This window comes from Microvirga medicaginis (assembly GCF_052658925.1).
Genome location: NZ_JBQWEL010000001.1, coordinates 224,842 through 249,136 on the forward strand (window position 1 = coordinate 224,842; position 24,295 = coordinate 249,136).

The window sequence follows — 24,295 nt, forward strand, 5'->3', positions numbered from 1 at the left end:
TTTAGGAAACGCAAAACTCATCCTGAGGAGCTGCCGTTAGGCTGCGTCTCGAAGGATGTTTCAGTGCACTCTGGAATCTCCTTGGAGACGCCGCTTGCAGCGGCTTCTCAGGATGGGGGCGGAGTAAGGCGTGAATGCCTGGAACGAACCCGGGATGACGTTTCGGTTTAACCCGCCACAAAGTCGATCAGCAGCTTCACGTTCAACGTCACGATCACCGCCGCAATGACACCGGCGATCGCGGTGAGCCAGCGGGGCGTGACGAGTTCGCCCATCTTCCGCTTGGAGGCCGTCATCGTCACGAGCGGGACGACCGCAAAGGGCAGCTGAAGGCTCAAGATCACTTGGCTGAGGATCAGCAGTTTGGCAGTGCCGCTCTCGCCGTACGCGATGGTGACGGCGGCTGCCGGAATAATGGCGATTCCACGGGTGATCAGGCGGCGCATCCAGGGGGCCATCTTGAAGGCGATGAAGCCTTCCATGACGATTTGTCCTGCCATGGTGGCGGTCACCGTGGAATTGAGGCCGCAGCAGAGCAGCGACAGGCCGAACAGCATCGGCGCGATCGCGCTGCCTAAGATCGGCTGCAGCAGGGTATGCGCCTCGCCGAGTTCGGCAATCTCCGAGCGTCCCGTGCTGTAGAAGGCTGCCGCTGCGAGGATCAGCAGGGACGCATTGATGGTGAGCGCGAACATCAGTGCGATGGTGGAGTCGAGCGTCGCGAAGCGCATCGCCTCGCGTTTCTCCGGCAGGGTCTCGCCATAGGCGCGTGTCTGCACGATGCCGGAATGCAGATAAAGGTTATGGGGCATCACCGTCGCGCCGAGGATGCCGAGCGCGAGATAGAGCATGTCCGGATTGGTGACGATCTCGGTGGTGGGCGCAAAGCCGGTGATCACTGCACCCCAGTTCGGATCGGCCATCGCGATCTGAATGCCGAAGCAGAGGGCGATCACCCCCAGCAGGGTAATGATGAAGGCCTCGACCCAGCGGAAGCCGAGATTCTGCAGATAGAGGATCAGGAACACATCCAGCGCAGTGATGATTACGCCGATCTCCAGCGGAATGCCGAAGAGAAGATTGAGACCGATCGCCGTGCCGATCACCTCGGCAAGATCTGTGGCACAGATGGCGAGTTCTGCCAGAAGCCATAAGCCCCAGGCGACGGGCCTTGGGTAGGCGTCCCGGCAGGCCTGTGCGAGGTCGCGGCCGGTGGCCACGGCGAGACGGGCGCAGAGCGATTGCAGGATGATCGCCATGATGTTCGAGATCAGGGCTACCGAGAGCAAGGTGTAGCCGTATTTCGAGCCGCCCGCGATGGAGGTCGCCCAGTTGCCCGGGTCCATATAGCCCACGGCCACGAGATAGCCTGGCCCCATGAAGGCAGCCGCTCGCCGCCAAGCGGAGCCGGGGCGCACCTTGATCGAGCGGTTCACCTCCGGGAGGGAGGGCAGGCTCACGTCCTGACGCCAGGCCGCTTTGCGCACGAGGGAAACAGGGGCTGACTGATCCATGGGTTCTTTCTGCAGTTGCAAATCATTTGCAAGAAAAAGGTAGCGTGAGTTTCTCTGGTAGGCAAGGGGCTGGCTCCGGAGGGATCTTGCAAAGGGATTTGCTGGGGCCTTGGCCGATTGCTGGACGAAAGTCAGAACCGGAGTCCGGGCAGCTCGTGGCTCTCCGTCTCGCCTGTTAGGGACAGTTCGGAATAAGCTGTTCTCACGTGACAAGCGGACTAGGTTTTGCTCTAGCTTCTGGCAAAACCGAGCCAGAATTCGGACTTACAAGGGATGGCTATGCTCGAAAGTGTCCTCATCGCCAATCGCGGCGAGATTGCCTGCCGGATCATCCGCACCGCCAAGCGGTTAGGCATGCGTACCATCGCCGTCTATTCGGAGGCGGATGCGAATGCGCTCTTCGTGCAGATGGCGGACGAGGCGCACCCGATCGGTCCCGCGCCTGCCCGCGAAAGCTATCTGAGGATCGACAAGGTCATCGAGGTCGCTAAGCGCACGAAGGCTGCCTCCATCCATCCCGGCTACGGTTTTCTCTCCGAGCGTGCCGAATTCGCCGAGGCCTGTGCCGCCAACGGCATCGTTTTCGTCGGCCCGCCGGCTTCCGCCATCAAGGCCATGGGCCTGAAGGATGCGGCAAAAGCACTCGTGCAGCAGGCGAATGTTCCTGTGGTGCCGGGCTATCATGGCTCGAAGCAGGATCCGGATTTCCTGCGCCAGAAGGCTTACGAGATCGGTTATCCCGTGCTCATCAAGGCTGTGGCGGGCGGCGGCGGCAAGGGCATGAAGCGTGTGGAGAAGGCAGCTGATTTCGATGCGGCCTTGGAAAGCGCCCAGCGCGAGGCTGCGAGCGCTTTCGGCGATCCGCGCGTGCTGGTGGAGAAATACATTCTCTCGCCGCGCCATATCGAAATTCAGGTGTTCGCCGATGCGCACGGCAACGTGGTGCATCTCTTCGAGCGCGATTGCTCGCTCCAGCGCCGTCATCAGAAGGTGATCGAGGAGGCTCCTGCACCGGGCATGACGCCGGACATGCGCAAGGTCATGGGCCAAGCGGCTGTCGAAGCTGCTCGCGCTGTCGGTTATGTCGGCGCAGGCACCGTGGAGTTCATCGCCGATGGACGCGAGGGGCTTCGTCCCGACCGATTCTATTTTATGGAAATGAACACGCGCCTGCAGGTGGAGCATCCCGTGACGGAAGCAATCACGGGGCTCGATCTCGTGGAACTGCAGTTCCACGCGGCTTCCGGCGAAAAGCTGCCGTTCACTCAAGGTGATCTCTCCATCAACGGCCATGCGGTCGAGGCGCGCCTTTATGCGGAAGACCCGGAAAAGGAGTTCCTGCCGTCGACAGGAACGCTCTGGGCGCTCGATTTTCCGGAGGGTGAAGGCATTCGCATCGACACCGGTGTCGAGGCCGGAGCCGAGGTGACGCCATACTATGATCCCATGATCGCGAAGGTGATCGCGCATGGCCAAACGCGCGAAGAGGCCTTGTCGATGCTTGCGGAAGCACTCGGTCAGACGATTGTCGCGGGTCCGAAGACCAATGTCGCGTTCCTGAAAAAGCTGTGCGAAGCGCACGAGTTCAGGGCAGGGCGGTTCGATACCGGATTCATTGATCGCAATCTGGACAGCCTCGGCGTTGCACCGCAGCCGCTGGATGAGGTTGCCGTCTCCTTCGGTGCTTCAGCCTTGGTCTCACGAGAGATCGACCGGCTACGCATGACCGAGCATCTGAGAAATGACGAGCCCTCATCTCCCTGGTCGGAGCCGGATGGTTTTCAGCTGCTCGGAACGCGCAGTGTCGGCATGCTGGTGCGTGTCGATGGTGAACGCGTCGAGGCGCGTGAGATCTTCAGTTCTGAACATCCTGGTGTCAGTACCATTGCGGTAGGCGAGAGCGATCCATGGGCCGATGAGCAAGTCGACCGTGAGGTTGATGCACCGCATGGAATCTACATCTTCAGGAATGGTCGTCAGACGCTCGTGCAGCCTTATGATCCTTTTGACGTTGACTTGGAGCACATGGACGAGGGTGGATCGGTCAAGGCGCCCATGCATGGCAAGCTGGTTGCCATGTTCGTGCAGCCGGGCGATACGGTTGAGAAGGGGCAAAGGCTCGCCATCGTCGAGGCGATGAAGATGGAGCACGTGCTCGTCGCGCCCTCGGACGGCGAGGTGGTGGAGATTGCCGCCGAGCCTGGTGCGCAGGTGGCGGAAGGCGCGCGTCTCATTGTGCTGAAGGCTCAAGAGAAATAGAAGTGCGGCGCATCGCCGGATTTGCGATCCGCCGCGCGTATGGTTCAACGCTGACATGGTCCTTCATCTGATCAAACTCTGTGTAGGCTGCGAGTCCATTACCGATCTCGAGGAATGGATCGAGGAGAACCGCGCGCATCATCAGCGACTCGGTCGTGACTACGAGCAGACGCACACCACCCGCATGGTGCCCAAGCGCGTCGAAGAGCTCTTGGATGGCGGCTCCCTCTATTGGGTGATTAAGGGCCAGGTCGCTGCGCGCCAGAAACTTCTGGATGTGCGCCCCTTCACGGATGCAGACGGCATCGGGCGTTGCCGGCTTGTGCTGGAGCCAAAGGTAATCCCCGTGGAGCCGCGCCCCTACAGGCCCTTCCAGGGCTGGCGCTATCTCGTCTCGAAGGATGCGCCGCGCGATATCGACGGGAAAGCAGGCGATCTTGCCAAGATGCCCGAGGACATGCGACGAGAACTGGCCGAACTCGGCTTGCTTTAACTTATGTGAATCCGGAGCGGGTAATGACGCGCCTGACCATTCTCGCAGCTTCCCTGTTCGTGCTGGCGGGGCCAGCCCTTGCGAAAGACTGCCGCATCCCCGATCCGAAGCCGGGCCAAGCGATCGAGGTGCCGGAGGCATGCAAGGACGTCGTTCGCGCAAAAAGTCAGCAGGCGGATGCTATCAAAGGCGATAAGGGTGCCATCGATCTGGGTCACGGCACGACGCTGCGCATCGGCGGGCGCATGCGGGCTGAAACGACCTGGAGACATTAGACTTTTTAGCTGGGGAACATCTTGGAACCCCACTGCCTGGATTCGCATTGGCCTTGCAGTTCAGTAGAGTGGAGGTTCCGATGCTCCTGTCTGCATCCGAAGGCCGGCACTGGCGCTATGAAGTCTGTGAGCACGAGGACGGATATCTCGTCCAGATGCGCGATATGATGACGGGAGAGTTGGACGACGATTTCTCCACCATCTTTCGCACTCTGCCGGTTGCTTTCGCCTATGCCGAGATGTCGGCCGCTTACGAACGTTACGCCGCTTGCGAACTCGAACAAATTGAAGACAAGCAGATTGAGATCGATGTGGAGGCGACCGAGCGGCACTTCATCGATTTGAGCGACCGCCTGCACGATTCGGGTATCAATGGCGTCGTCATTCAGGCTTGGGAGCGGGAAAGCCAGCGCGGCGCGGCGCGCCTCCTCCATTAGGCCGCCCACCACGAATTTTTGGCGCTAGGAAGCCGGTCCTTCGAAAGAGGGCCGGCTTTTGCACGAAAAGGACCCAGGGCAATTTACAAGCGCCTTCTCCCGGCCCACATCTTGGGGTGGGATGAACACATGATGCTGCTTTATGGAATTGCGGCTGCTGCTCTTGGCTGGTGGCTGCTGAAAGTCTTTTCCCGATCCGACACTGCGGCTGTGGCCAAGGCTGTGAAGATTGTCGGCGGGATCGCCGCCCTCGGTGCGGCGGCGGTGCTGGGTGCCAAGGGACAGATTGCCACAGCCCTTTTTGTGGGTGGCCTGGGCGCTTGGCTCTTGGGCTGGGGTGGGCTTCCGCTTCCTGGCTCCTGGGGGCGTTTTCAGAAAGTATCAGGCCGCTTTTCCCGAATCCGCTCAGCCATGATCGAGATGGAAATCGACCATGCCACAGGGGGAGTGGAAGGCAGTGTCCTGGCAGGTGCCTTTGCGGGCCGTCGTCTGTCGAGTCTTAATCCAGAGAATCTGCGCCGCCTTTACGATGAGTGCAGCGCTCTCGATCCAGAGGGCGTACCTCTTCTAGAGGCTTATCTTGATCGCCGGTTTTCCGGCTGGCGTGAAGACGCTCAGGGCGATCGAGACACGCGGACGCGCACTCATGCGCAGTCGGGCGTAATGACGAAAGATGAAGCCTATCAGGTCCTGGGGCTTAAGCCTGACGCGAGCCTCGACGAGATCAGACATGCGCATCGCACGCTGATCAAGAAACTCCATCCCGACCAGGGAGGGACGGCGTACCTCGCTGCTCGCGTCAATGAGGCGAGAGAAGTCCTGCTGGGCCGACATCGCTGATACTCCACGCGCGATCCCGTTTTGAATTGCGACGGTACAAACACACCGTACCGTCGCTGACAGTAAAACTACGAGAGATTAAAACTTCGTCAGCCGCGAGAGGCGAAGCAGTTCATGCCACCCTTCTTCAGCTGCTTGCAGGCCTTCTCGGCATCGCCGGATTCCCGAAAGCCGGAGAAGCGGGCACGATAGAGAGTGTCGCCGTTGGAGGTCACCTTCTCGGTGAAGGGAGAGGCCTTGCCGAGCACCTTGCTAAAGCGGCTGCGGGCGGAGTCCAGAATGTCCTTCGCCTTCTCCTCGTCGTCTGTCGCGCCGAGCTGGATGACCCAGCCAGTGATGGCCTTCTTGACCTCAGGAGTCTGAGCCTTGGAGGCTTCCATCTTGAGAGACGCAACCTTCGTCGGCTCGGTCTGGGCCGGAGTGGACGCCTTGGCCTCGATCTTCGCCTGCAGGGCAGCCTTTTGGGTGTCGCTGATCTGCGCCGGAGCCGCTTGAGGCTGAAGGGCGGCATAGGCCTGGGCATTCAGCGGCAGCGGTTCCTGGCCCTTCTGCCAGCGAATGGAGGAGGTCGAGGACGGGGTCGTCGTAGAGCTGGCGCCGGCTGCGGAAGCTACGACGGGGCGCAGGGTGTTCAGGTCAAGCGGCTTGCGCTCAGGTGCAGGGATTGGCGCAGGAGCCGGTGTAACCGCTGCCTGAGCCACAGGAGCCTGCGGTGTGGCGGACGCCATCTTCACAGGAGTTGGAACAGGAGCCGGTTCGGGGGCCTCGGCGACCTGCGTCGTCTGAGCGCCACGCTCAACGACCGGCGGAGCAATGCGAGCGCCCGCATAGGCACGCGGCAGGTGAGCATCGATCAGGCTGGCCATTTTCTGGTCACGGGATGCGCCGGAGCGGCCGCCGAGCACCACGGCCACGAGGCTGCGGGTATCCGTATTGACCGAGGTCAGCAGGTTGAAGCCGGAGAGGCGGGTATAGCCGGTCTTGATGCCGTCCACGCCGGGTACCTTGCCGAGAAGCCGGTTGTGCCCGCGGATGGTGCGCGTGCCATACTGAAAGGAGCGGGTGTCGAAATAGGCGAAATATTTCGGAAAACGGTCCTGGATCGCACGGCCCAGAATCGAGAGGTCGCGCGCCGTAGTGATGTTCGGGGGGGAATGCGGCAGGCCGTGGGGATTGTGGAACTCCGAGGAGTTCATGCCGAGTTCCCGGGCCTTGCGCGTCATCATGCGCGCGAACGCATCCTCGGAGCCTGCGATGTTCTCGGCCACCACGACGGAGACGTCGTTGGCGGAGAGCGTCACCATGGCCTTGATGGCGTCTTCGACCTCGATGGTCGAGCCGGGGCGCAGGCCCAGCTTCGTCGGCGGCTGACTCGAGGCGTATTCCGAGACGGTGAGCGGGGTGTTCAGGGTCATACGCCCGCGATCAAGCTGTTCGAACAGCAGGTAGAGGCTCATCACCTTGGTGATGGAGGCTGGAATGCGGGGCTCGTCGATGTTCTCGCCCTGCAGGATCTTGCCGGTCTTGGCGTCCACGACGATGGAGGCCGCGGGAGGGCTGTATCCGCCGCCCCTGGAGCTCACCTTGCGGCGTGCCGCTTCAGCGGGAGCGGAAAACGCAATGGCGGCAGAAGTGACAATACCAATAAAAGTCCAAGCAGTTCGGCGTCCAACCCAAACCGAAGTCATGCTGAAAAATCCCTGTTGAGTTTGGTCTCAGGCCTCCGCGACCGGTCCTCCAAACGGAGATTGTTGCCGGCGCAACACATCTCTTGACCGTAAGAGGATGCGGTTACGGGGGCGTTAACAGGGGGCGACTCAACTGCATGTCCTATTGTGCGGCGCACAATAACTCTTGACAACTTTTGTGCGGTGCACATAATGGGTTCCGTCACTATTTCCCGGCACTTGGTGCCATTAAACGCCTTATTGTCGAGGTTCACAATGCTTCAGCCGTTCGCAAGCCTGCAAAAGCTTGGCCAGGAAAATCTGGAAGCTGCCATCAAGTCCGTGGGTGCCTTCTCCACCAATGCCCAGGCTATCGCCCATGAATCAGCCGAGTTCGCCCGTAAGTCTTTCGAGCACAACTCAGCCACCATCGAGAAGCTGATCGGCGCCCAGAGCCTCGATAAGGCGATCGAGGTGCAGACCTCCTACGCCAAGGGTGCTTATGAGAGCCTCGTCGCTCAGTCGAGCAAGATGGGCGCGCTCTACACGGCGCTCGCCACCGACACCTTCAAGCCTTTCGAGGGCCTTCTGTCCAAGACCATGAAGGCCTAAACCCAGGCCTGACTGTCTTTTTCGGTTTGAATGGAACGCCCGGTCGTCATGCCGGGCGTTTTGCATTTGAGGGGCGCGCGAGGCTTGGCCTTTCACTCTCCCGTGAGGTCGACCTCACGGGAGAGTGAGAAGATGTCGCGCTTCTCAATGCCGATATGAGCACCCATCTGGTTGATCTAGCGAACCGAATGGAGCGACTATACATTTGACTCATGTGCTGGGGCCTGAGCGGAAAGGCGGGCTGCAGGGCAGGGGCCAATAAGAAGGGGTCGGTCGAGATATCATGCTGCGGTTAGCTCAGGACACTTTGATCCGGACGAAGCGGTTTCCACTCTCCGCTGCCGGCGGGTCACAGACCCCTGGCGGCGACGATGATGGCCGCTCGAACACTGCCATCATCACGAAAGTCAAACCGCGCACGAAACGGCCGAACCTTTACCGCGTTCTTCTTTTGAACGACGATTATACCCCGATGGAGTTCGTGGTGCATGTGCTGGAGCGTTTCTTCAATAAGAACCGTGAGGATGCGACCCGGATCATGCTTCATGTGCACCAGAACGGCGTCGGGGAGTGTGGAGTTTTTACCTACGAGGTTGCGGAGACAAAGGTGACGCAGGTGATGGATTTTGCCCGTAAGCACCAGCATCCTCTGCAATGCGTGATGGAAAAGAATTAGCCGAGAGACCCGTCTCAAAAAGGACAAGCCGTTGCCGAGCTTTTCTCGCAGTCTTGAACAAGCCCTTCACCGAGCCCTCGCTCTCGCGGGTGAGCGCCGCCACGAATATGCAACCCTCGAACACCTCCTCCTCGCGCTGATCGACGACCAAGATGCGGCCGCCGTGATGCGGGCCTGCAATGTCGATCTTGATGTCCTTCGCCGGAACCTGGTCGATTATGTTGACAGCGAACTCGCCAACCTTGTTGCCGATGGACGCCAGGATTCCAAGCCGACAGCCGGTTTCCAGCGCGTGATCCAGCGCGCTGTGATCCATGTCCAGTCCTCGGGCCGCGACGAGGTGACCGGCGCCAACGTACTCGTTGCGATCTTCGCAGAGCGCGAGAGCCATGCCGCCTATTTCCTGCAAGAGCAGGACATGACCCGTTACGACGCCGTGAACTACATCAGCCACGGTATTGCCAAGCGCCCGGGTCTCACCGAGAGCCGCTCTCCGCGTGGTGCGGAGGAGGAATCCTCCAACGAGCGTCCGACCCAGGACGAGTCCGATGCGCGCGGCAAGAAGAAGGGCGACGCCCTTGAGGCCTACTGCGTCAACCTGAACAAGAAGGCCAAGGAAGGTAAGATCGATCCGCTGATCGGCCGCGAGGCCGAGGTGCAGCGCACGATCCAGGTTCTCTGCCGCCGTCAGAAGAACAACCCGCTCCTCGTCGGCGATCCCGGCGTCGGCAAGACCGCCATCGCGGAGGGCCTTGCCCGCAAGATCGTGCAGGGCGAGGTGCCGGAGGTTCTCCAGGGCGCCACGGTCTTCGCCCTCGACATGGGTACGCTGCTCGCCGGCACGCGCTATCGCGGTGATTTCGAAGAACGCCTGAAGCAGGTGATGAAGGAGATCGAACAGCACCCGAACGCAATCATGTTCATCGACGAGATCCACACGGTCATCGGGGCCGGTGCGACCTCCGGCGGAGCGATGGATGCCTCGAACCTGCTCAAGCCCGCGCTCGCTCAGGGTACGCTGCGCTGCATCGGCTCCACGACCTACAAGGAATACCGCCAGTATTTCGAGAAGGATCGCGCTCTCGTCCGTCGCTTCCAGAAGATCGACGTGAACGAGCCGTCGCTGCCGGATGCCATCGAGATCGTGAAGGGACTGAAGCCGTACTTCGAGAACTTCCACAAGCTCAAGTACACCAACGACGCCATCAAGGCGGCGGTGGAGCTGTCCGCTCGATACATCAATGACCGCAAGCTGCCGGACAAAGCGATCGACGTGATCGATGAGACCGGCGCGTCGCAGATGCTCCTGCCCGAAGGCCGCCGCAAGAAGACCATCGGCATCAAGGAGATCGAGGCCACCATCGCCACCATGGCGCGTATCCCGCCCAAGACTGTGTCGAAGGACGATGCGGAGGTGCTCGAGCACCTGCAGGAGACGCTCAAGCGTGTGGTCTATGGTCAGGACAAGGCCATCGAAGCCCTGTCCTCCGCCATCAAGCTGGCCCGTGCAGGCCTGCGCGATGCGGAAAAGCCCATTGGTTCCTACCTCTTCGCGGGTCCCACCGGCGTCGGCAAGACGGAGGTGGCCAAGCAGCTCGCGGCTTCGCTCGGTGTCGAGCTCCTGCGCTTCGACATGTCGGAGTACATGGAGCGGCACACGGTCAGCCGCCTGATCGGCGCGCCTCCCGGCTATGTGGGCTTCGACCAGGGCGGTCTCCTGACCGACGGCGTCGACCAGCATCCGCATTGCGTGCTCCTCCTCGACGAGATCGAGAAGGCGCATCCGGATCTGTTCAACATCCTGCTCCAGGTCATGGATCACGGAAAGCTGACGGATCACAACGGCAAGCAGGTCGATTTCCGCAACGTGATCATCATCATGACCACGAATGCGGGCGCCGCCGATATGGCTCGTCCGGCCTACGGCTTCACCCGCACCAAGCGGGAAGGGGACGATACCGAGGCGGTCAACAAGCTGTTTACGCCGGAATTCCGCAATCGTCTCGACGCCATCATCTCCTTCGGTCATCTGCCGAAAGAGGTGGTCCAGAAGGTGGTGGACAAGTTCGTCATGCAGCTCGACGCACAGCTCGCCGACCGCAACGTGTCCATCGAGCTCACCGACGAGGCCCGCGACTGGCTGGTCGAGCACGGATACGACGAGGCCATGGGTGCCCGCCCGATGGGCCGTCTGATCCAGTCCACCATCAAGACGCCGCTGGCGGATGAGGTGCTGTTCGGACGCCTGAAGAACGGCGGCGCGGTCAAGGTCGTGGTCAAGACGGACGAGCTCGGCCTGCAGAGCCTCGGCTTCGAGTACGTTGAAGGTCCGGTCAAGCCGAAGCCTGAGAAGGTCGTGATGACCGCCAAGAAGAAGCCGCGGGCGAAGTCGGCTTCCTCCAAGGCGAAAAAGTCCGTGAAACCGAAGGGATCAGGTGGTAATGGGGGCGGAGGTATCCGTACTGTTCCCAAGGTTCCATTGGTTAGAGCATGACGACTGAGTTACATGAGGTCCCGATCGAGGCCACCCGGATCATTGAGCCTCCGCCGAAGCTGTCCTGGCGCGAAAAGCGCGAGCAGCGTCGGCGCCGGCGGGTGTGGTTCGAAGAGATCCTTGGCTGGATCCTCGTGCCCGCCATCATTTTTGGCTGCTATTGGCTGCTGAATGTGGGGCTCAACGCGCTCGGAACCTCTCCGGCGGCTCTGATGGATGGTCTCAAGACCATTACCGATGCTCTCTAAGGAGGGCAGCTCACTGGACCTGACTTTCCAAAAGCCGCATCAGCCAAGAAGCTGATGCGGCTTTTGCCTTTTTGAGCGCCACATCCTGCTCAGGAAACCGAGTCCATTTTCCCGCAGGGTGCGCTAACCTTTGGTAAGCCCTGATGGAAAATGAGGTCAACGTGACGAAGCTAATCGGCCTTTCTGGAAGCCTGCGCCAAGCCTCGTACAACTCGGCATTGCTGCGGAGCGCAGCGGGGCTGATGCCGGAGGATTCTGAACTCGTCGTCGAGACCATCCGCGGCATTCCGCTGTACGATGGAGACGTGGAGGCTGCGGAAGGGGTACCGGAGCAGGTTGCTGCCCTGAAGGAGGTCATTGCGGCTGCAGACGGGCTCCTTCTGGTGACACCGGAATACAACAACTCGATCCCTGGCGTGTTCAAGAACGCCATCGATTGGCTCTCCCGCCCACCGGCAGATATCCCCCGCGTTTTCGGCGGCAAGCCCGTTGCGGTGATCGGCGCTTCTCCCGGCGGATTCGGAACCATTCTGTCCCAGAATGCCTGGCTCCCGGTCCTGCGCACCTTGGGCGCGGAACTCTGGTCCGGAGGGCGCCTGATGGTGTCCCGGGCCCAAACTGTCTTCAATCAGGACGGCACGCTTGCCGACCAGAAGATCGAGGAGCAGCTGCGGACCTATCTGAAGGGCTTCGTCGCTTTTGCCCGTTCGACGCAGCAAAAGACGACAGCTTCTTAATCTTGGTCGTCGTTCCGGTGCTTGAAGGGCGTGGCTTCCGCCAATTCTTCGGCGGCCGCGGACACGTAGGCGCGCTCCTGCTTGAGATAGGCCTGCACCGCCCGGCGAAGTGACGGGTCGGCGATGTCATGGGCCGATGAGGTGATAACCGGTTGATAGCCCCGCGCGAGCTTATGCTCGCCCTGGGCTCCTGCTTCCACCCGGTCGAGCCCGCGTGCGATGGCAAACTCGATCGCCTGGTAATAGCAGACTTCGAAATGCAGGAAGGGGTGATCCTCGATGCAACCCCAGTTGCGCCCATAAAGCCGCGTATCGCCGATGAAATTGATGGCTCCTGCGATATGGCGCTCCCCACGCTTGGCCATGACAAGCAGCACCCGATCGGCCATGCGCTCGCCGATGAGCGAAAAGAAGCGGCGGTTGAGATAAGGCCGTCCCCACTTGCGCGAACCCGTATCCATGTAGAAGGCGAAGAACGCATCCCAATGGGCTTCGGTGATCTCAGATCCCGTCACCCATTCGATGGAGATGCCGTTCGCGAGCGCATCCCGCCGCTCGCGCTTGATGGCCTTGCGCTTGCGGGAGGCGAGCGCTGAGAGGAAATCATCGAAGCTACTGTAGCCTTCGTTGAACCAGTGAAACTGCTGATCGTCACGCCGCAGGAAGTCGTGATCCGTGAACGCCTCGAGATCATCCTGCTGGAGGAAGGTGGCGTGGATCGAGGAGGCTCCGATCTGATCCCGTAAGGCGCGCAGGCCTGCGATCAGATGAGCCCGCACATTCCTCGCCTCAGGGCCGTTCGGCGCGAGAAGGCGAGGGCCGGTAACGGGCGTGAAGGGCACAGAAACCTGGAGCTTGGGGTAATAGCGACCGCCGGCACGCTCATAGGCATCCGCCCAGGAATGATCGAACACATATTCGCCCTGGGAATGGGACTTCACGTAGCAGGGCGCTGCGCCGAGCAGTGTTCCGTTCTCGTTCTCGACCAGCACATGCACGGGCGCCCAGCCGGTCTTGGGCCCGACGCACCCCGAATCCTCCAGCGCGGACAGGAAGGCATAGGAAACAAACGGATTGAACGGATCGTCATCGCCCGAGCCTGTTTTCAGGGCACAGGCATCCCAGGCAGCGGCAGAGACCGCCTTCAGGCCTTGGGCGATTTTGACTTGGAATGTCACCGAGTGGAAGGATCCCGCCGTTTGAGCCGAGCGCATCGTGCGGAAAAGTGGACCCGGTTTTCCGCTCAAACGATGCGCTCACTAAGTGAGATAGCATCGGATGGATCCCAAAAGTGCAAGTCCACTTTTGGGTCCGATGCTCTAGCTAATCACTCGGCGGGATCCTTGCAACGGTTAGGGCAGGAATCCCTCGAATACCATCTGGTCCGCATGCTTCTCGGCGCGGGCGCGATCTTCCGGATTGCGCACGGTCCAGGTCATGACGGGCAGGTGGCCCAGAAGCCTGCTAAGATAGGTCGAGGCGCAGGGCAGGTCCTTCACGCGCCAAGACAGGAAGTGCGGCTGCGTCTCTTCGAAATGCAGCAGGTTCGCCATCCGGTGCTTCTGCTCAGGGCTGAGGAAGCTGTCGGACTTCGAAGCGTACTCCAGCTCGCCAATGAAGCCGCGGGTAATGTTCGGCGCATGCTGGCGCAAGTAGGCCACGATGTCCGGATCGAAGGACTTCACCACGAAGGGGCCGCTATAGTCGTTCAGGATCTCGATCACGCGTTTGGTCAGACGCATATCGCCGTTGAACTTGCTCTTGATCTCGATGACCAGCGGCGTGCGCCCGGCAATCCTGGCAAGATAGTCCTTGAAGGCGGGGATCTTATCCCCACCCATGGTTCCGGAAATGCCGATCCCCGCGAGAGCGGAGAGGTTGCGCTCGACGACGAGGCCGGTCTCGCCGGTCAGGCGATCCAGCTCGAAATCATGGAATACGATGGCTTCATTATCGGCCGTCAGCTGAACATCGAGCTCGATGGGGAAGCCGCGCGCAATGGCGGCCTCCGCAGCCGAGAGGGTGTTCTCGATGATGCCGTTTGCCTTGTTATGAAGGCCGCGATGGGCGATCGGCTTCGCGACGAGCCAGCTGGGCGTGCTCATTTGACTTCGAACATTCCTTCAACTTCGACACAGGCATCGAGCGGCAGCTCCGCAGCGCCGATGGTGGAGCGGGCGTGGCGGCCCGCATCGCCGAGCACCTCGACCATGAGGTCCGACGCACCGTTCATGACGGGCGCGAGTGCGGCGAAGGTGGGCACGGCATTGATGAAGCCGCCGAGGCGCACGCAACGCGTGACGTTGTCGAGATCGCCAACAGCCGCTTTGAGCTGGGCGAGCAGGTTGATGGCGCAAAGACGCGCAGCCTGCTGACCGGCTTCCGGAGAGATGTCTCCACCGAGCTTGCCCTTGTGGGCATCGGCGAGCTTGCCATCCTGACCGAGGCAGAGCTGACCTGAGATGATGACCAGGTTGCCTGTGCGCACGAACGGGACGTAATTGGCGACGGGGGCTGCCGGTGTCGGCAGGGTGATGCCCAGCTCCTGAAGTTTCTTGTCGACTGCGCTCATGGGTTACCTCTGCTTGTAACAGTGTGGGGGATTAGTGGCGGATGGCGCGTTAGGACGCAAGGTGGAACATTGCCCTGTCCTCAAGGTGCTCCTATTTTCGCTTGGCGCATCGTGAGAAAAAGCGGACCCGGTTTTCCGCAAAAAGCGATGCTCAAAGGCGAAACCTGGAGATGTCATGCGTTCCCTCATCGTGGCCACCGGCCTGACCTTCGCCATGCTCAGCCCCGCTTGGGCGGAAGCCGTCAAGACGCCTGTTGTCCTTGTGCCGCACAGGGCTGTGTATGACCTGTCGCTCCTGCGTTCGGGCGGCACCAAGGGCGTCGAATCGGCAAGAGGGCGCATCGCCATGGAATTCGCCGGTGATGCCTGCGACGGCTATACACTGAACTACCGCCAAGTCACCGTGCTCGACGGCGGCGAATCTGGCTCGCGCACCCTCGATACGCAGACCACCACCTTCGAGTCGGGCGATGGCCTGTCGATGCGCTTCAAGAGTTCATCGACCACACAGGGGCTTGTGCGGGATGGCGTCGACGGCGATGCGCAGTTGCGACCCGATGGCTCGCTCGATGTCCGCTTCAAGCAGCCCCGCAATGAGACCTTCGCAGCCGCTGGGCAGCCGATTTTTCCGACCGAGCACATGAAGCGTCTGATCGAATTGGCCCGGAAGGGCGAAACCACCTATTCGGTGCGGGTCTATGACGGTTCGGACGATGGCAAGAAGATTTATGAGACCCTGAGCCTGATCGGTCGCAAGATCGAGCCGGGAGCAGGGGGCAATCTGGAGGAGCCTGTGCGTCAGGAAGCCCTGGCGAAGACGCCGCGCTGGCCCGTGACCATCAGCTATTATGAAGAGGGCAGCGCCGATCGGGAGCCGGTCTATAAGATTTCACTGGAACTCTACGAGAATGGCATTGCCCGGGCTCTGAAGATCGATTACGGCGACTTCGCCTTGAAGGGCGAACTCAAGAGCCTGGAGGTTCCCGCCGTCACGAGCCCCTGTCAGCGCTGAGGCTTGTTGCGCAGGAGGATACCCTTCTGAAGGGCCGCGGCTCCGAACTTGTCCCGAATCTTGTCGATGGCGGATTCCATCTGAGCTTGCTTGATCACGCTCTGATCCGCCAGATCGCCTTTATCCGCCTCGGCGGAATCGCACAGATCCGCAGCGCCGATGCCGATCAGGCGATAGGCCGTGCCGTCGCATGAAGCTTTCAGGAGTTGCCTTGCAGGCTCGAATAGACGCGCGGCAAGCTGCGTTGGAGCGAGGCCCGAACGGGTACGGGTGAGAAGCCGGAAATCCTTGTCCTTCAGCTTCAAGGTTACGCTCCGCCCGGCAAGTCCCGCCACTTTCAGACGTCGCGAGACCTTTTCCGAGAGCCGCCAGAGGATCGGCTCCAGATCGTCGAAGGATTTCAGATCCACGTCGAAAGTGGTCTCCGCCGAGATGCTCTTGGTCTCCCGCTCCGGTGTCACGCGCCGTGTGTCCTCACCCCAGGCAAGGCGTGAAAGCCGCTGGGCGTCCCTGCCCAAGGCTTCGAACAAGATCTTCAAGGAGACGTCGCGCAGATGCGCGATCTGCGTCACGCCCACCTTCGCGAGCCGTGCCTGTGCGGAGGCTCCGATGCCGGGAATGATGCCGACGGGCTTGTCCGCCAGGAAGGCGGGGGCCTCCTCCCGTCCGATGATCGAGAACCCGCGCGGCTTCTGGAAATCCGAGGCGATCTTGGCGAGGAACTTGTTATAGGAGAGCCCAACCGAGATCGTGATCCCGATCTCCTTCTCCACCTTGTGGGCGAAGCGAGCGAGCGTCAAAGCGGGGCTGCCGTGATGGAGCCGCTCGGTTCCCGTGAGATCGAGAAAAGCCTCATCGATGGAAACCGGCTCCACGAGAGGCGTCAGCTCCAGCATCAGCTCGCGCACCTCGTGCCCCGCCTTGCGGTATTTCTCGCCATTCGGCGGGATCACCACCGCATGGGGGCACAGCTTCAAAGCCTGGAACATGGGCATGGCTGAACGCACGCCGTAGGTTCGGGCCACGTAGCAGCAGGTGGATACCACCCCGCGCTTGCCACCGCCGATGATCACCGGCTTGTCGGCGAGGCTCGGATCGTCCCGCTTCTCCACCGCTGCAAAGAAGGCATCGCAATCCACATGGGCGATGGAGAGAGTATCGCGCTCCTTGTGTCGCAGCAGGCGCGGCGACCCGCAGGCGCCGCACCGTTCCGCCAGGGGCGAAGCTGCGAGGTTGAGGCAATCGCGGCAGAAGGGAGCGCTGCTCATGGCGTGAGGGCGGTTACTCGAACTCGGAGGGCGAGAGGGTCCAATGAGCCGCCATGATGTGCTCCGGCTTGGTGTTCATGTCCTTCGCCAGGGCGATCAGAAGTGGCTCATCGGCGGCGACGTAATCGAGAATTCCGGCAAAAAAGCCGGGTTCCGAGGCCGCCGACCGGATTGTATCGGGCCTTAGCCCCGAAACCGCCAGAAAGCGGCCCATACGTTCCTCATCGCTCGTGATGAACGCGAAGGCGCTCAGAGCGATGGTCTCGGCTTCGTCTCGATTCATCCTTTTTAAGGGAGTGTTCATGCTTTCGGTTTGCACTTCATCAACAGGTTATGCCCTAACTATATCATCAGAAGACAAAATGGGCCGGTAAAATACTGACTTTGGCCCCAGGACAGCGCCAATGAAGAAGACTGTGCTCATCGTTGAGGACAACGAACTCAACATGAAGCTCTTCAACGATCTCCTTGAGGCCCATGGCTATGCCACGCTGAAAACCAGCCACGGCATCGAGGCCATGGAGCTGGCGCGCGCCCATAAGCCGGATCTGATCCTCATGGACATCCAGCTGCCCGAGGTCTCGGGTCTGGAGGTGACCCGCTGGCTTAAGGCGGACGAGGAGCTGAAGTCGATTCCCGTGATCGCCATCACGGCCTTCGCCATGAAAGGCGATGAGGAGCGAATCCGCGAGGGCGGTTGTGAAGCCTATATGTCCAAACCGATTTCCGTAGCCAAGTTCATTGCTACTGTGAAAACATACCTAGAGGCGGATCGAGCTTAACCTTAGCTGTCAAGTTCCGTTAGGGCAGTTCTTCGTAGAAAAAAGCCGTCTCATTAACTTTTCTGGGAAAATGCAGCTTTTCAGGCACATGGGCGCTTGCATCCGCCCATGTTTCCAATATGTTCAAGCCAACATTCCGCAGCCGCGGAAGAAATGCCCTACGGATGCTCAGGTCCGCCGCATCTCCTGGGACTTCGTGGGCTCGGCCAAGCTGGGGGCGGACCGTTGCCTCCTCAACACCGCTCCCAGCTGGCCACCTCCAATTGCCGAAAGCAGCGCCGCAAGGCGCTTTTTTATTGCCCGATCGCCCGGCACCGGCCCTGTCGCAAACCTCTCAAGGCTCTAGCTCCTTCTCCATCTCTCTTCGCGCCCGAGCATATCGCCGGTGCTCGAATCGAGAATGGTCACAGTGCTTTCTTGCAGCACAAGCTTGACCGTGACTATTAATCCAGATGGTCGGCGCCGTTGGGGAACTCCTCACAGAGCATCGGCCACGGGAAAAGGGGACCGAACCATGGATCAACGCACGCCTTCACTGCCTCCGAAATCGGCCCTGACGCGATTTTCCGTGGCGCCTCTCTCCACCATGACTCGGCGGCTGGCGGACGTTGCCTCGGGCCGCGCACCGGCAAACCTGGTGATCACCGGCGCGCGGGTGCTTTCTACCTATAGCGAGCGCGTCGCGCCCGAGCGGGAGGTGTGGATCGCGGGTGGGCGTATTGCCGCCGTGAAGCCGGCCGGTGCCTATAGGCAGGTGAGCGGCACGCCGGGGCGTGTCTATGACGCCAAGGGCGGCATCATCGCGCCGGGCCTTGTCGATCCGCACATCCATATCGAGAGCAGCATGGTCACGGCCTGCGCCTATGCGGAGGCGGCGCTTCTCAACGGCACAACCACGATCTTCTGCGACAGCCACGAGATCGGCAACGTGATGGATGCAGCCGGTATCGAGATGATGCTGGAGGATGCGCGCCATGCGCCTCTCTCAATCTTCCTCACCGTGCCGAGCACCGTACCCGCGACATCTCCCGACCTCGAAACAGCTGGTGGTGATCTCACGCCTGAAAAGATCGCGGCGCTCTTCGACCGTTGGCCCGAGGCGGCAGCCCTCGGCGAGAAGATGGATTTCGTGCCCGTCACCATGGGCGACGAGCGGAGCCACGCGATCCTCGCCGCAGCTCTCGAACGCGGCAAGCCCGTTTCGGGCCATATTTACGGGCGCGAATTCGTAGCAGCTTATGCGGCGAGCGGCGTCACGGATACGCATGAAGCCATCGACCGCGACATCGCCGACGATCTTCTCGATGCAGGTGTGTGGATCTTCCTACGCGGCGGTCCGCCCACGACCCCGTGGCATTCGTTGCCGGAAGCAATCAAGACCATCACGGAGCTCGGCTCCTCGCACAAGCGCATCTGCGTCTGCACGGATGATCGCGATGCTGACGATCTCATGATGTTCGGTATGGATTGGGTCACGCGTGAAGCGCGCCGCGCGGGCATGAGCCGCGAGCAGGCCTGGAGCATGGGCTCGCTTCATCCCGCGACGCGCTTCTGTATGGAAGGCGAGATCGGGGGCTTGGGCGGCGGACGCCGTGCCGATGTGGTGCTGCTCGATGATGACCTGAAGGTGCAGAACACCTGGTATGGCGGCGAACTCGTCGTCGAGAACGCAAGGATCACGCCCGTGCTCGATCAGGCGCTCTCCAACCGCTACCGCTATCCGGATGAAGCCTATCGCACGGTGCATATCCCGAGCATTCCGAAGCTGATCCCGGAGCTTCCGCAGGAAACCTGTACTGCCAATGTGATCCGCGTGGCGCTGCCCGGCATCGTGCTGTTCCACGACAAGGTGAAGTTGGAGAAGGAGGAGAGCTGGGACGCACTTCTTGCCAAGAACGATCTCACATTTGTGACCGTCATCGAACGTCACGGGCGCACCGGCGGCCAAGGCGTGGCGCATGGATTGCTCAAGGATTTCGGCCTCAAGAGCGGCGCAGTGGCGAGCAGCGTGGGTCATGACTCCCACAATCTCATCGTCGCGGGCACCAACGAGGCCGACATGCGTGTGGCGCTCGATGCTCTCATCCAATCCCAAGGCGGGGTCTGCGTGGTGGATCAAGGCAAGATCATCGCCATGGTGCCGTTGCCGATTGCGGGGCTTCTCTCCGACAAGCGCGTGACGGAGGTGGCGGAAGAAACGCGGACGCTGAAGGCCGCGTGGGAGAAGGCAGGTTGCAAGATCCCCTATATGGGATTCAATCTGATCCCGCTCTCCGTGATCCCGGAAATTCGCATCACCGACAAAGGCCTTGTGCTCGTGCCCGAGATGGAACTCGTGCCGCTGTACGAAGCATAAGACCTATCGAGGCGCAGCATCCTCGATCAGCGCCATAGCCTCCCGCATGGCAGCCGCGAAAGCCGGGTGATTGTAGAGATCGTTATGCCCGGCTTCCGCAATAGTGCGGTCCAGAACGAGATTGGGAATCGCGCCTCGCAACGGCTCGCTGCGCCGTGCCGGAATGATCATATCCCGTCCGGCAGCGATCAGGGCGGTGGGTGTTGGCTGATTGCGCACAAGGTCTATGGTCGGGATGTGATGGCAGAGGAGCAGACCGGTAGGAGCCCATGCGAAATGCTCGCGGGCCAGAGCCTTCAGTGAATCGAAGGGTGTGACCAGGATCAATCCGGCAAGAGTGCGATGATGCGCGAGATAAGCCGCCATGCCGCTGCCGATGCTGAACCCGACTGCCACGATTTTGCGTGAACGGGCCTGTTGCCAATGATCGAAGATCGTCAGGGAATCTCTGAGCAGGGCGTCTGCACTGGGCTCGCCGGTGCTTGGTGGATAACCCCGGTAGTGAAAGGCGATCACTTCATGCTCGGGGAAAAGGCCGTGCAGATAGAGCGCCATGGCGTCCGCATTCCATGCATTGCCGCCAAAGCCCAGAAGCAGAGGCTTTCCATCGGATTGAGGGCCGAGCTGCACGCCGATCAGCGTCTCGCCATCCGCTGTCGTCAGTTCAAGCCGCTCAGCGGAGTGGGGTAGGGCAGGCCTGTTGGCTGCCGCCATCTGAGCCGGAAACAGCAGTTTCGTCTGGAACAGCGCCGCAACGAATACCAGGCCGGCATAAAGAAGCGCGATGCCAAGGATGAGATAGAGCAGCCACATGCGGTGGGACCTGGGATGACCAAGAGTGCTCAAATCAACTCCGGGCCGTCTCGCTGGGGCGATGCGTCGCCAACTCCTCGGCGCGGGCCATGAGATCTTCCAGGTCTTTCCGGAACTGCTCGAAGGCGAAGCCGAGGGCGAAGACCTGACCGAAGCTGCCATAGGGCAGATCGTGGGAGAGCGCATGGGAGCGCAACACTTCCGTCTCGCTCACGAAGGTATGGAGAGCCTCCTGAAAGCTCGCCGCATCCGGTGGTGGCCTGCGGGTTCTCAATGCCCCGGCTAGCCCGTGAAGCAGCGTGCCGGTTTCATCGCGCAACCTCAGAAGAGAAGGTCCGAGCCTGTCGAGCACGCGTTCCGGCAAGGGATTGGCGGCGGCGCGGCCGATCATCACGAGGTCATGACGCACACGGTAGAGCGTGCGGATGAGCGGTTCCGGATCGACGGCTTCGGTGAGATGACTTTTGCGCTCACGCACCGCTTCATCCGCCGCCGCTTCCGCTTTCTTGAGCGCTGCGCGGATCTGCGGATGAAGCGTTTGAAGAGCGCTTCTTCCTTTCGGGTCTGCGGTGAGTTCGCTGACGAGAACCTCGATCAGATTGGCATTGAGAGACACGACCTTGGCAGCGGCTTCTACCATCAATGTATGCGCGCGTGCCGGCAGCACGAACAGGGATACGATGACACCGACGATGTTGCCGAGGGTGATCTCCGTCACCCGATCGATGGCGGCGGCGAGGGGACCGATGGCTTGGCCTGTCGGCGGCAAGAGCATGATGAGCGACGTGACGGGTGCAACCCGAAAGCTCGGCTTGACCGCGGCCAGAAGCGCCAGAGGAAACAGGGCGGCGGCAATGGCACCGGCAAGGCTCAAGGGAGAGCCGTGCGGTACGATAGCGGCAACCGCTCCGCCATAGATCGCGCCTGCGAGCGTTCCCATGAAGCGCTCGACGGCTGCCTTCAGCGAACCGCCGACACTGGCCTGCATGATCACGACAGCGGTGATTGCCGCCCAGTAGCCTTGCGGGAGATTGAAGACTTTCGTGATGGCAAAGGCGAGTGTGCCGGCAATGGTCACGCGCAGGGCGAGCTTCATTTCTGCCTGCCGCGCTCCGAGCCTGCCGGTTACCTGTTCGAGCCACCCTGACGATGCCATGCGATTCTCCGAACGCACAGCATAGAAGGTGGTTCGCAATCGATGCTACGCGTATTCCGCCTTAAGCGGATAGCGCATTGCTATCCAGCACCTGCAGGCGGGAGCCGCAATCGGCGCAGGTACCAAGTTCCGGCGAGGCGATCATCTGCATCGTGCGGCATCTCGGGCAGCCTTTCATCGCCATCCGGAGTGTACCCTGCATCTGGCTTGCACCTTGGCGGTGTGCCTCGCTGACCTGAACGGCTTGTTCGAACATGGTCGCCTCCCTTGAGGGAAAGCGATGCTGCTCTCAACTGAACGCCCCGGCAAGAGCGAATTGGGGGGAGTTATGCCGGCTTGCGATGGCCAGTCGCAACCGCATGGTTGGGTCTCTCACCAAGTTCCTTGCATCCAAGGTGGTGACCCGTGGCCTGTTTCACGAGCGGGTCTGCACTAGATCGCATAAGATGAGCAGAATTCAGTGGCAGCAGGACAAGGTGGCCGGCGTGCCGCTCAATCGTCACTTAGGCTTCGTTGGCCCTGTCGAGGTGGGCCATGTGGCCTATGACGGCAGCAACAGGTTCTGGATCTGGTCGACACCCCTTCAGGAAGATGCCTGGGGCTACGGGCCCACGGAACAGGCCGCCAAGGCAGCGCTTGAACACTGGCTTGTCGCTTGGCTGGAGAATTTCCGACCTTTCTTTCAAGCTGACGCGTGAGCGCCAGCTTGATGGGAGCATAAGCGTAGATTGTCAGGCTAGACCCGGGTGCTGCGATTGCGGCCCAGGAAGTAGAAGAGCAACCCCGCAACCACCACAACGGCGATCACGATCCAAAGCCAGTTGGTCCCGTCATCACCAACGGCGCCTGCCGCTCCGGGGGATGTCGTTGCCGGAGGGGATGTGCCGGTTCCCGGCGTGCCAGAGGTCCCACTAGGTGATGTTTGCGCCATGGCAATGGCGCTCCATGCCGTCAGCATCAACGTCAGCAGCGATACTTTGATAATCCCCATCATTCCCTTGTCCTCCCAGATGATGAGCTTCCCCGCGGATCAACGTTGCCTGCGACAACCTGTTCCTGGGTGCGAGCCAGACATTTCGGAAGAGGGGAACAACGCGCTCTTGTTTTCAGTCGCCGCATCAGGGTTTTGTCTTTGCTATGGAACAGCTGAGACCCTAATCGACCAGGGAGCGAGCCGCTGGAAGAGGCGTTTCGACCAAGAGCTGGAATCCTGGCTTTCCTGCAAACACGGCCGGCATATCTCGGGGCGATACTTTGTTGCTATGGCCATCTCCATACGTCATGCTGCTGTATCCTTGATGTGGCGGATGGGAGCGGCCTGATGAACCACGTAGTTCTGCTTGGTGACAGCGTCTTCGATAACGGAGCCTATTTGAGGCCGGGAGAGCCGGATGTGCTGGCTCTGGTTCAGGCCAAACTCCCAAACGGGTGGCACGTCACGATGCGTGCTGTGGATGGAGCCGTCACTACAGGTATCGAGCATCAGCTCGCCCGCCTGCCGCAGGATGCAAGCCACCTTGTCCTGAGCGTCGGTGGGAACGATGCGCTGGGCAATAGCGGCATTTTGCGCGAGAGCGCCCGTTCCGTCGCCGAAGTGATGACCCGGATTGCCGACATGCGCGATTCTTTTGCCCGGAGCTACCGCAAGATGCTCGACTTGGTGGTGGCACATCATTTGCCGACCGCGCTCTGCACGATCTACGATGCGCGCTTTCCTGACCCTCAGGAGCAGCGCCAAGCGGTCGCCGCTCTGTGCGTCTTCAATGATGTGATTACCCGCGAAGCCTTCTCCCGTCGGCTGGACCTTATCGACCTGCGCCTGCTCTGTAACGAGCACGACGACTATGCCAACCCTATCGAGCCCTCGGCCAAGGGAGGAGACAAGATTGCGGGCGCAATCGCACAGGTAGTCGCCGGGAACACGATCTTCCCACGCTCGCAGGTTTATGCGGAGTGAGAGGAATGTTGCTTCCAGCTGCATCGGCTGCACATTTGAAATTGTCAAAGATCGGCGAATACTAGTCGAGAGAAGAAAGCCTTCATTTTTGCAAGCAGACTACAGAGCGAGTCTTGTGTTATGTTGA

The 24,295-nt window shown here is 60.8% G+C and carries 26 protein-coding genes; 15 read left to right on the forward strand and 11 right to left on the reverse strand.

Annotated elements, in window-relative coordinates; all coding sequences use genetic code 11:
• Positions 1–167: 167 nt before the first annotated feature.
• Complete coding sequence (locus ACUXUR_RS01055) at positions 168–1,514, reverse strand: Nramp family divalent metal transporter (RefSeq protein ID WP_445500476.1); 1,347 nt, start codon at positions 1,512–1,514, stop codon at positions 168–170.
• 279 nt (positions 1,515–1,793) lie between these two features.
• Between ACUXUR_RS01055 and ACUXUR_RS01060 the strand changes: the two genes are divergently transcribed.
• The 5 genes from ACUXUR_RS01060 (at position 1,794) to ACUXUR_RS01080 (ending at position 5,818) form a co-directional block, all read left to right on the forward strand.
• Entirely contained in the window at positions 1,794–3,773 is a 1,980-nt protein-coding gene (locus ACUXUR_RS01060; RefSeq protein WP_445500477.1) for an acetyl/propionyl/methylcrotonyl-CoA carboxylase subunit alpha, read from the forward strand.
• A 55-nt stretch (positions 3,774–3,828) separates the two neighbouring features.
• A complete protein-coding gene (locus tag ACUXUR_RS01065; RefSeq protein ID WP_445500478.1) occupies positions 3,829–4,266 on the forward strand; it encodes a DUF1489 family protein in 438 nt (145 codons plus the stop codon).
• 23 nt (positions 4,267–4,289) lie between these two features.
• Positions 4,290–4,541, forward strand: a complete 252-nt coding sequence (locus ACUXUR_RS01070; RefSeq protein ID WP_445500479.1) for a hypothetical protein — start codon at positions 4,290–4,292, stop codon at positions 4,539–4,541.
• A gap of 80 nt (positions 4,542–4,621) precedes the next feature.
• Entirely contained in the window at positions 4,622–4,978 is a 357-nt protein-coding gene (locus tag ACUXUR_RS01075; RefSeq protein ID WP_445500480.1) for a hypothetical protein, read from the forward strand.
• Between the two features lie 129 nt (positions 4,979–5,107).
• Positions 5,108–5,818 carry a DnaJ domain-containing protein gene (locus ACUXUR_RS01080; RefSeq protein ID WP_445500481.1) on the forward strand — a complete coding sequence of 237 codons (711 nt, stop codon included), beginning with the start codon at positions 5,108–5,110 and terminating at the stop codon, positions 5,816–5,818.
• 89 nt (positions 5,819–5,907) lie between these two features.
• Here the strand turns inward: ACUXUR_RS01080 and ACUXUR_RS01085 are convergent, their stop codons facing one another.
• Positions 5,908–7,506 (reverse strand): SPOR domain-containing protein, encoded by a 1,599-nt coding sequence (locus ACUXUR_RS01085; RefSeq protein ID WP_445500482.1) that lies wholly within the window; start codon positions 7,504–7,506, stop codon positions 5,908–5,910.
• Positions 7,507–7,761: 255 nt separating this feature from the next.
• Here ACUXUR_RS01085 and ACUXUR_RS01090 point away from each other — a divergent pair, with 255 nt between their 5' ends.
• The 5 genes from ACUXUR_RS01090 to ACUXUR_RS01110 all read left to right on the forward strand — a co-directional run bounded on the left by ACUXUR_RS01090 (position 7,762) and on the right by ACUXUR_RS01110 (position 12,252).
• Positions 7,762–8,097 carry a phasin family protein gene (locus ACUXUR_RS01090; RefSeq protein WP_445500483.1) on the forward strand — a complete coding sequence of 112 codons (336 nt, stop codon included), beginning with the start codon at positions 7,762–7,764 and terminating at the stop codon, positions 8,095–8,097.
• A gap of 283 nt (positions 8,098–8,380) precedes the next feature.
• Positions 8,381–8,773, forward strand: a complete 393-nt coding sequence (gene clpS / locus ACUXUR_RS01095) for an ATP-dependent Clp protease adapter ClpS (RefSeq protein WP_445500484.1) — start codon at positions 8,381–8,383, stop codon at positions 8,771–8,773.
• A 31-nt stretch (positions 8,774–8,804) separates the two neighbouring features.
• Complete coding sequence (clpA, locus tag ACUXUR_RS01100) at positions 8,805–11,267, forward strand: ATP-dependent Clp protease ATP-binding subunit ClpA (protein ID WP_445500485.1); 2,463 nt, start codon at positions 8,805–8,807, stop codon at positions 11,265–11,267.
• Complete coding sequence (locus tag ACUXUR_RS01105; protein WP_445500486.1) at positions 11,264–11,515, forward strand: hypothetical protein; 252 nt, start codon at positions 11,264–11,266, stop codon at positions 11,513–11,515. Before clpA ends, ACUXUR_RS01105 begins: the two co-directional genes overlap by 4 nt.
• Positions 11,516–11,676: 161 nt before the next feature.
• Positions 11,677–12,252, forward strand: coding sequence for an NADPH-dependent FMN reductase (locus ACUXUR_RS01110; RefSeq protein WP_445500487.1), 576 nt, complete (start codon positions 11,677–11,679; stop codon positions 12,250–12,252).
• Here the strand turns inward: ACUXUR_RS01110 and ACUXUR_RS01115 are convergent.
• The 3 genes from ACUXUR_RS01115 to ACUXUR_RS01125 form a co-directional block, all read right to left on the reverse strand.
• Positions 12,249–13,466, reverse strand: a complete 1,218-nt coding sequence (locus ACUXUR_RS01115) for a GNAT family N-acetyltransferase (protein WP_445500864.1) — start codon at positions 13,464–13,466, stop codon at positions 12,249–12,251. The two genes, ACUXUR_RS01110 and ACUXUR_RS01115, sit on opposite strands and share 4 nt — an antisense overlap.
• A 138-nt stretch (positions 13,467–13,604) precedes the next feature.
• Complete coding sequence (locus ACUXUR_RS01120) at positions 13,605–14,357, reverse strand: glycerophosphodiester phosphodiesterase family protein (RefSeq protein WP_445500488.1); 753 nt, start codon at positions 14,355–14,357, stop codon at positions 13,605–13,607.
• Positions 14,354–14,824 (reverse strand): RidA family protein, encoded by a 471-nt coding sequence (locus ACUXUR_RS01125; RefSeq protein WP_445500489.1) that lies wholly within the window; start codon positions 14,822–14,824, stop codon positions 14,354–14,356. The genes ACUXUR_RS01120 and ACUXUR_RS01125 overlap by 4 nt, the downstream gene beginning before the upstream one ends.
• A 175-nt stretch (positions 14,825–14,999) precedes the next feature.
• Between ACUXUR_RS01125 and ACUXUR_RS01130 the strand changes: the two genes are divergently transcribed.
• Positions 15,000–15,836 (forward strand): cell envelope integrity EipB family protein, encoded by an 837-nt coding sequence (locus ACUXUR_RS01130; protein ID WP_445500490.1) that lies wholly within the window; start codon positions 15,000–15,002, stop codon positions 15,834–15,836.
• On the opposite strand, the gene ACUXUR_RS01135 is transcribed toward ACUXUR_RS01130, so the two are convergent.
• Positions 15,827–17,104: a DNA polymerase IV gene (locus ACUXUR_RS01135; RefSeq protein ID WP_445500491.1), complete on the reverse strand. Its 1,278-nt coding sequence runs from the start codon at positions 17,102–17,104 to the stop codon at positions 15,827–15,829. The genes ACUXUR_RS01130 and ACUXUR_RS01135 overlap by 10 nt on opposite strands.
• A gap of 13 nt (positions 17,105–17,117) precedes the next feature.
• Positions 17,118–17,387: a DUF3572 domain-containing protein gene (locus ACUXUR_RS01140; RefSeq protein WP_445500492.1), complete on the reverse strand. Its 270-nt coding sequence runs from the start codon at positions 17,385–17,387 to the stop codon at positions 17,118–17,120.
• 121 nt (positions 17,388–17,508) lie between these two features.
• Here ACUXUR_RS01140 and ACUXUR_RS01145 point away from each other — a divergent pair, with 121 nt between their 5' ends.
• Both ACUXUR_RS01145 and ACUXUR_RS01150 read left to right on the forward strand, forming a co-directional pair.
• On the forward strand, positions 17,509–17,886 hold the full coding sequence (locus ACUXUR_RS01145) for a response regulator (RefSeq protein WP_445500493.1): 378 nt from the start codon (positions 17,509–17,511) through the stop codon (positions 17,884–17,886).
• Positions 17,887–18,400: 514 nt separating this feature from the next.
• Positions 18,401–20,242 (forward strand): adenine deaminase, encoded by a 1,842-nt coding sequence (locus ACUXUR_RS01150; protein WP_445500494.1) that lies wholly within the window; start codon positions 18,401–18,403, stop codon positions 20,240–20,242.
• Positions 20,243–20,245: 3 nt separating this feature from the next.
• On the opposite strand, the gene ACUXUR_RS01155 is transcribed toward ACUXUR_RS01150, so the two are convergent.
• The 3 genes from ACUXUR_RS01155 to ACUXUR_RS01165 form a co-directional block, all read right to left on the reverse strand.
• Positions 20,246–21,055: an alpha/beta hydrolase gene (locus ACUXUR_RS01155; protein ID WP_445500495.1), complete on the reverse strand. Its 810-nt coding sequence runs from the start codon at positions 21,053–21,055 to the stop codon at positions 20,246–20,248.
• Between the two features lie 34 nt (positions 21,056–21,089).
• Positions 21,090–22,211 carry an FUSC family protein gene (locus ACUXUR_RS01160; protein WP_445500496.1) on the reverse strand — a complete coding sequence of 374 codons (1,122 nt, stop codon included), beginning with the start codon at positions 22,209–22,211 and terminating at the stop codon, positions 21,090–21,092.
• 61 nt (positions 22,212–22,272) lie between these two features.
• Complete coding sequence (locus tag ACUXUR_RS01165; protein ID WP_445500497.1) at positions 22,273–22,467, reverse strand: hypothetical protein; 195 nt, start codon at positions 22,465–22,467, stop codon at positions 22,273–22,275.
• A 190-nt stretch (positions 22,468–22,657) separates the two neighbouring features.
• On the opposite strand from ACUXUR_RS01165, the gene ACUXUR_RS01170 reads away from it, so the two are divergent.
• Positions 22,658–22,909, forward strand: a complete 252-nt coding sequence (locus ACUXUR_RS01170) for a hypothetical protein (RefSeq protein WP_445500498.1) — start codon at positions 22,658–22,660, stop codon at positions 22,907–22,909.
• Positions 22,910–22,947: 38 nt separating this feature from the next.
• On the opposite strand, the gene ACUXUR_RS01175 is transcribed toward ACUXUR_RS01170, so the two are convergent.
• A complete protein-coding gene (locus ACUXUR_RS01175; protein WP_445500499.1) occupies positions 22,948–23,205 on the reverse strand; it encodes a hypothetical protein in 258 nt (85 codons plus the stop codon).
• 327 nt (positions 23,206–23,532) lie between these two features.
• Between ACUXUR_RS01175 and ACUXUR_RS01180 the strand changes: the two genes are divergently transcribed.
• Positions 23,533–24,168: an SGNH/GDSL hydrolase family protein gene (locus ACUXUR_RS01180; protein ID WP_445500500.1), complete on the forward strand. Its 636-nt coding sequence runs from the start codon at positions 23,533–23,535 to the stop codon at positions 24,166–24,168.
• Positions 24,169–24,295 lie beyond the last annotated feature (127 nt).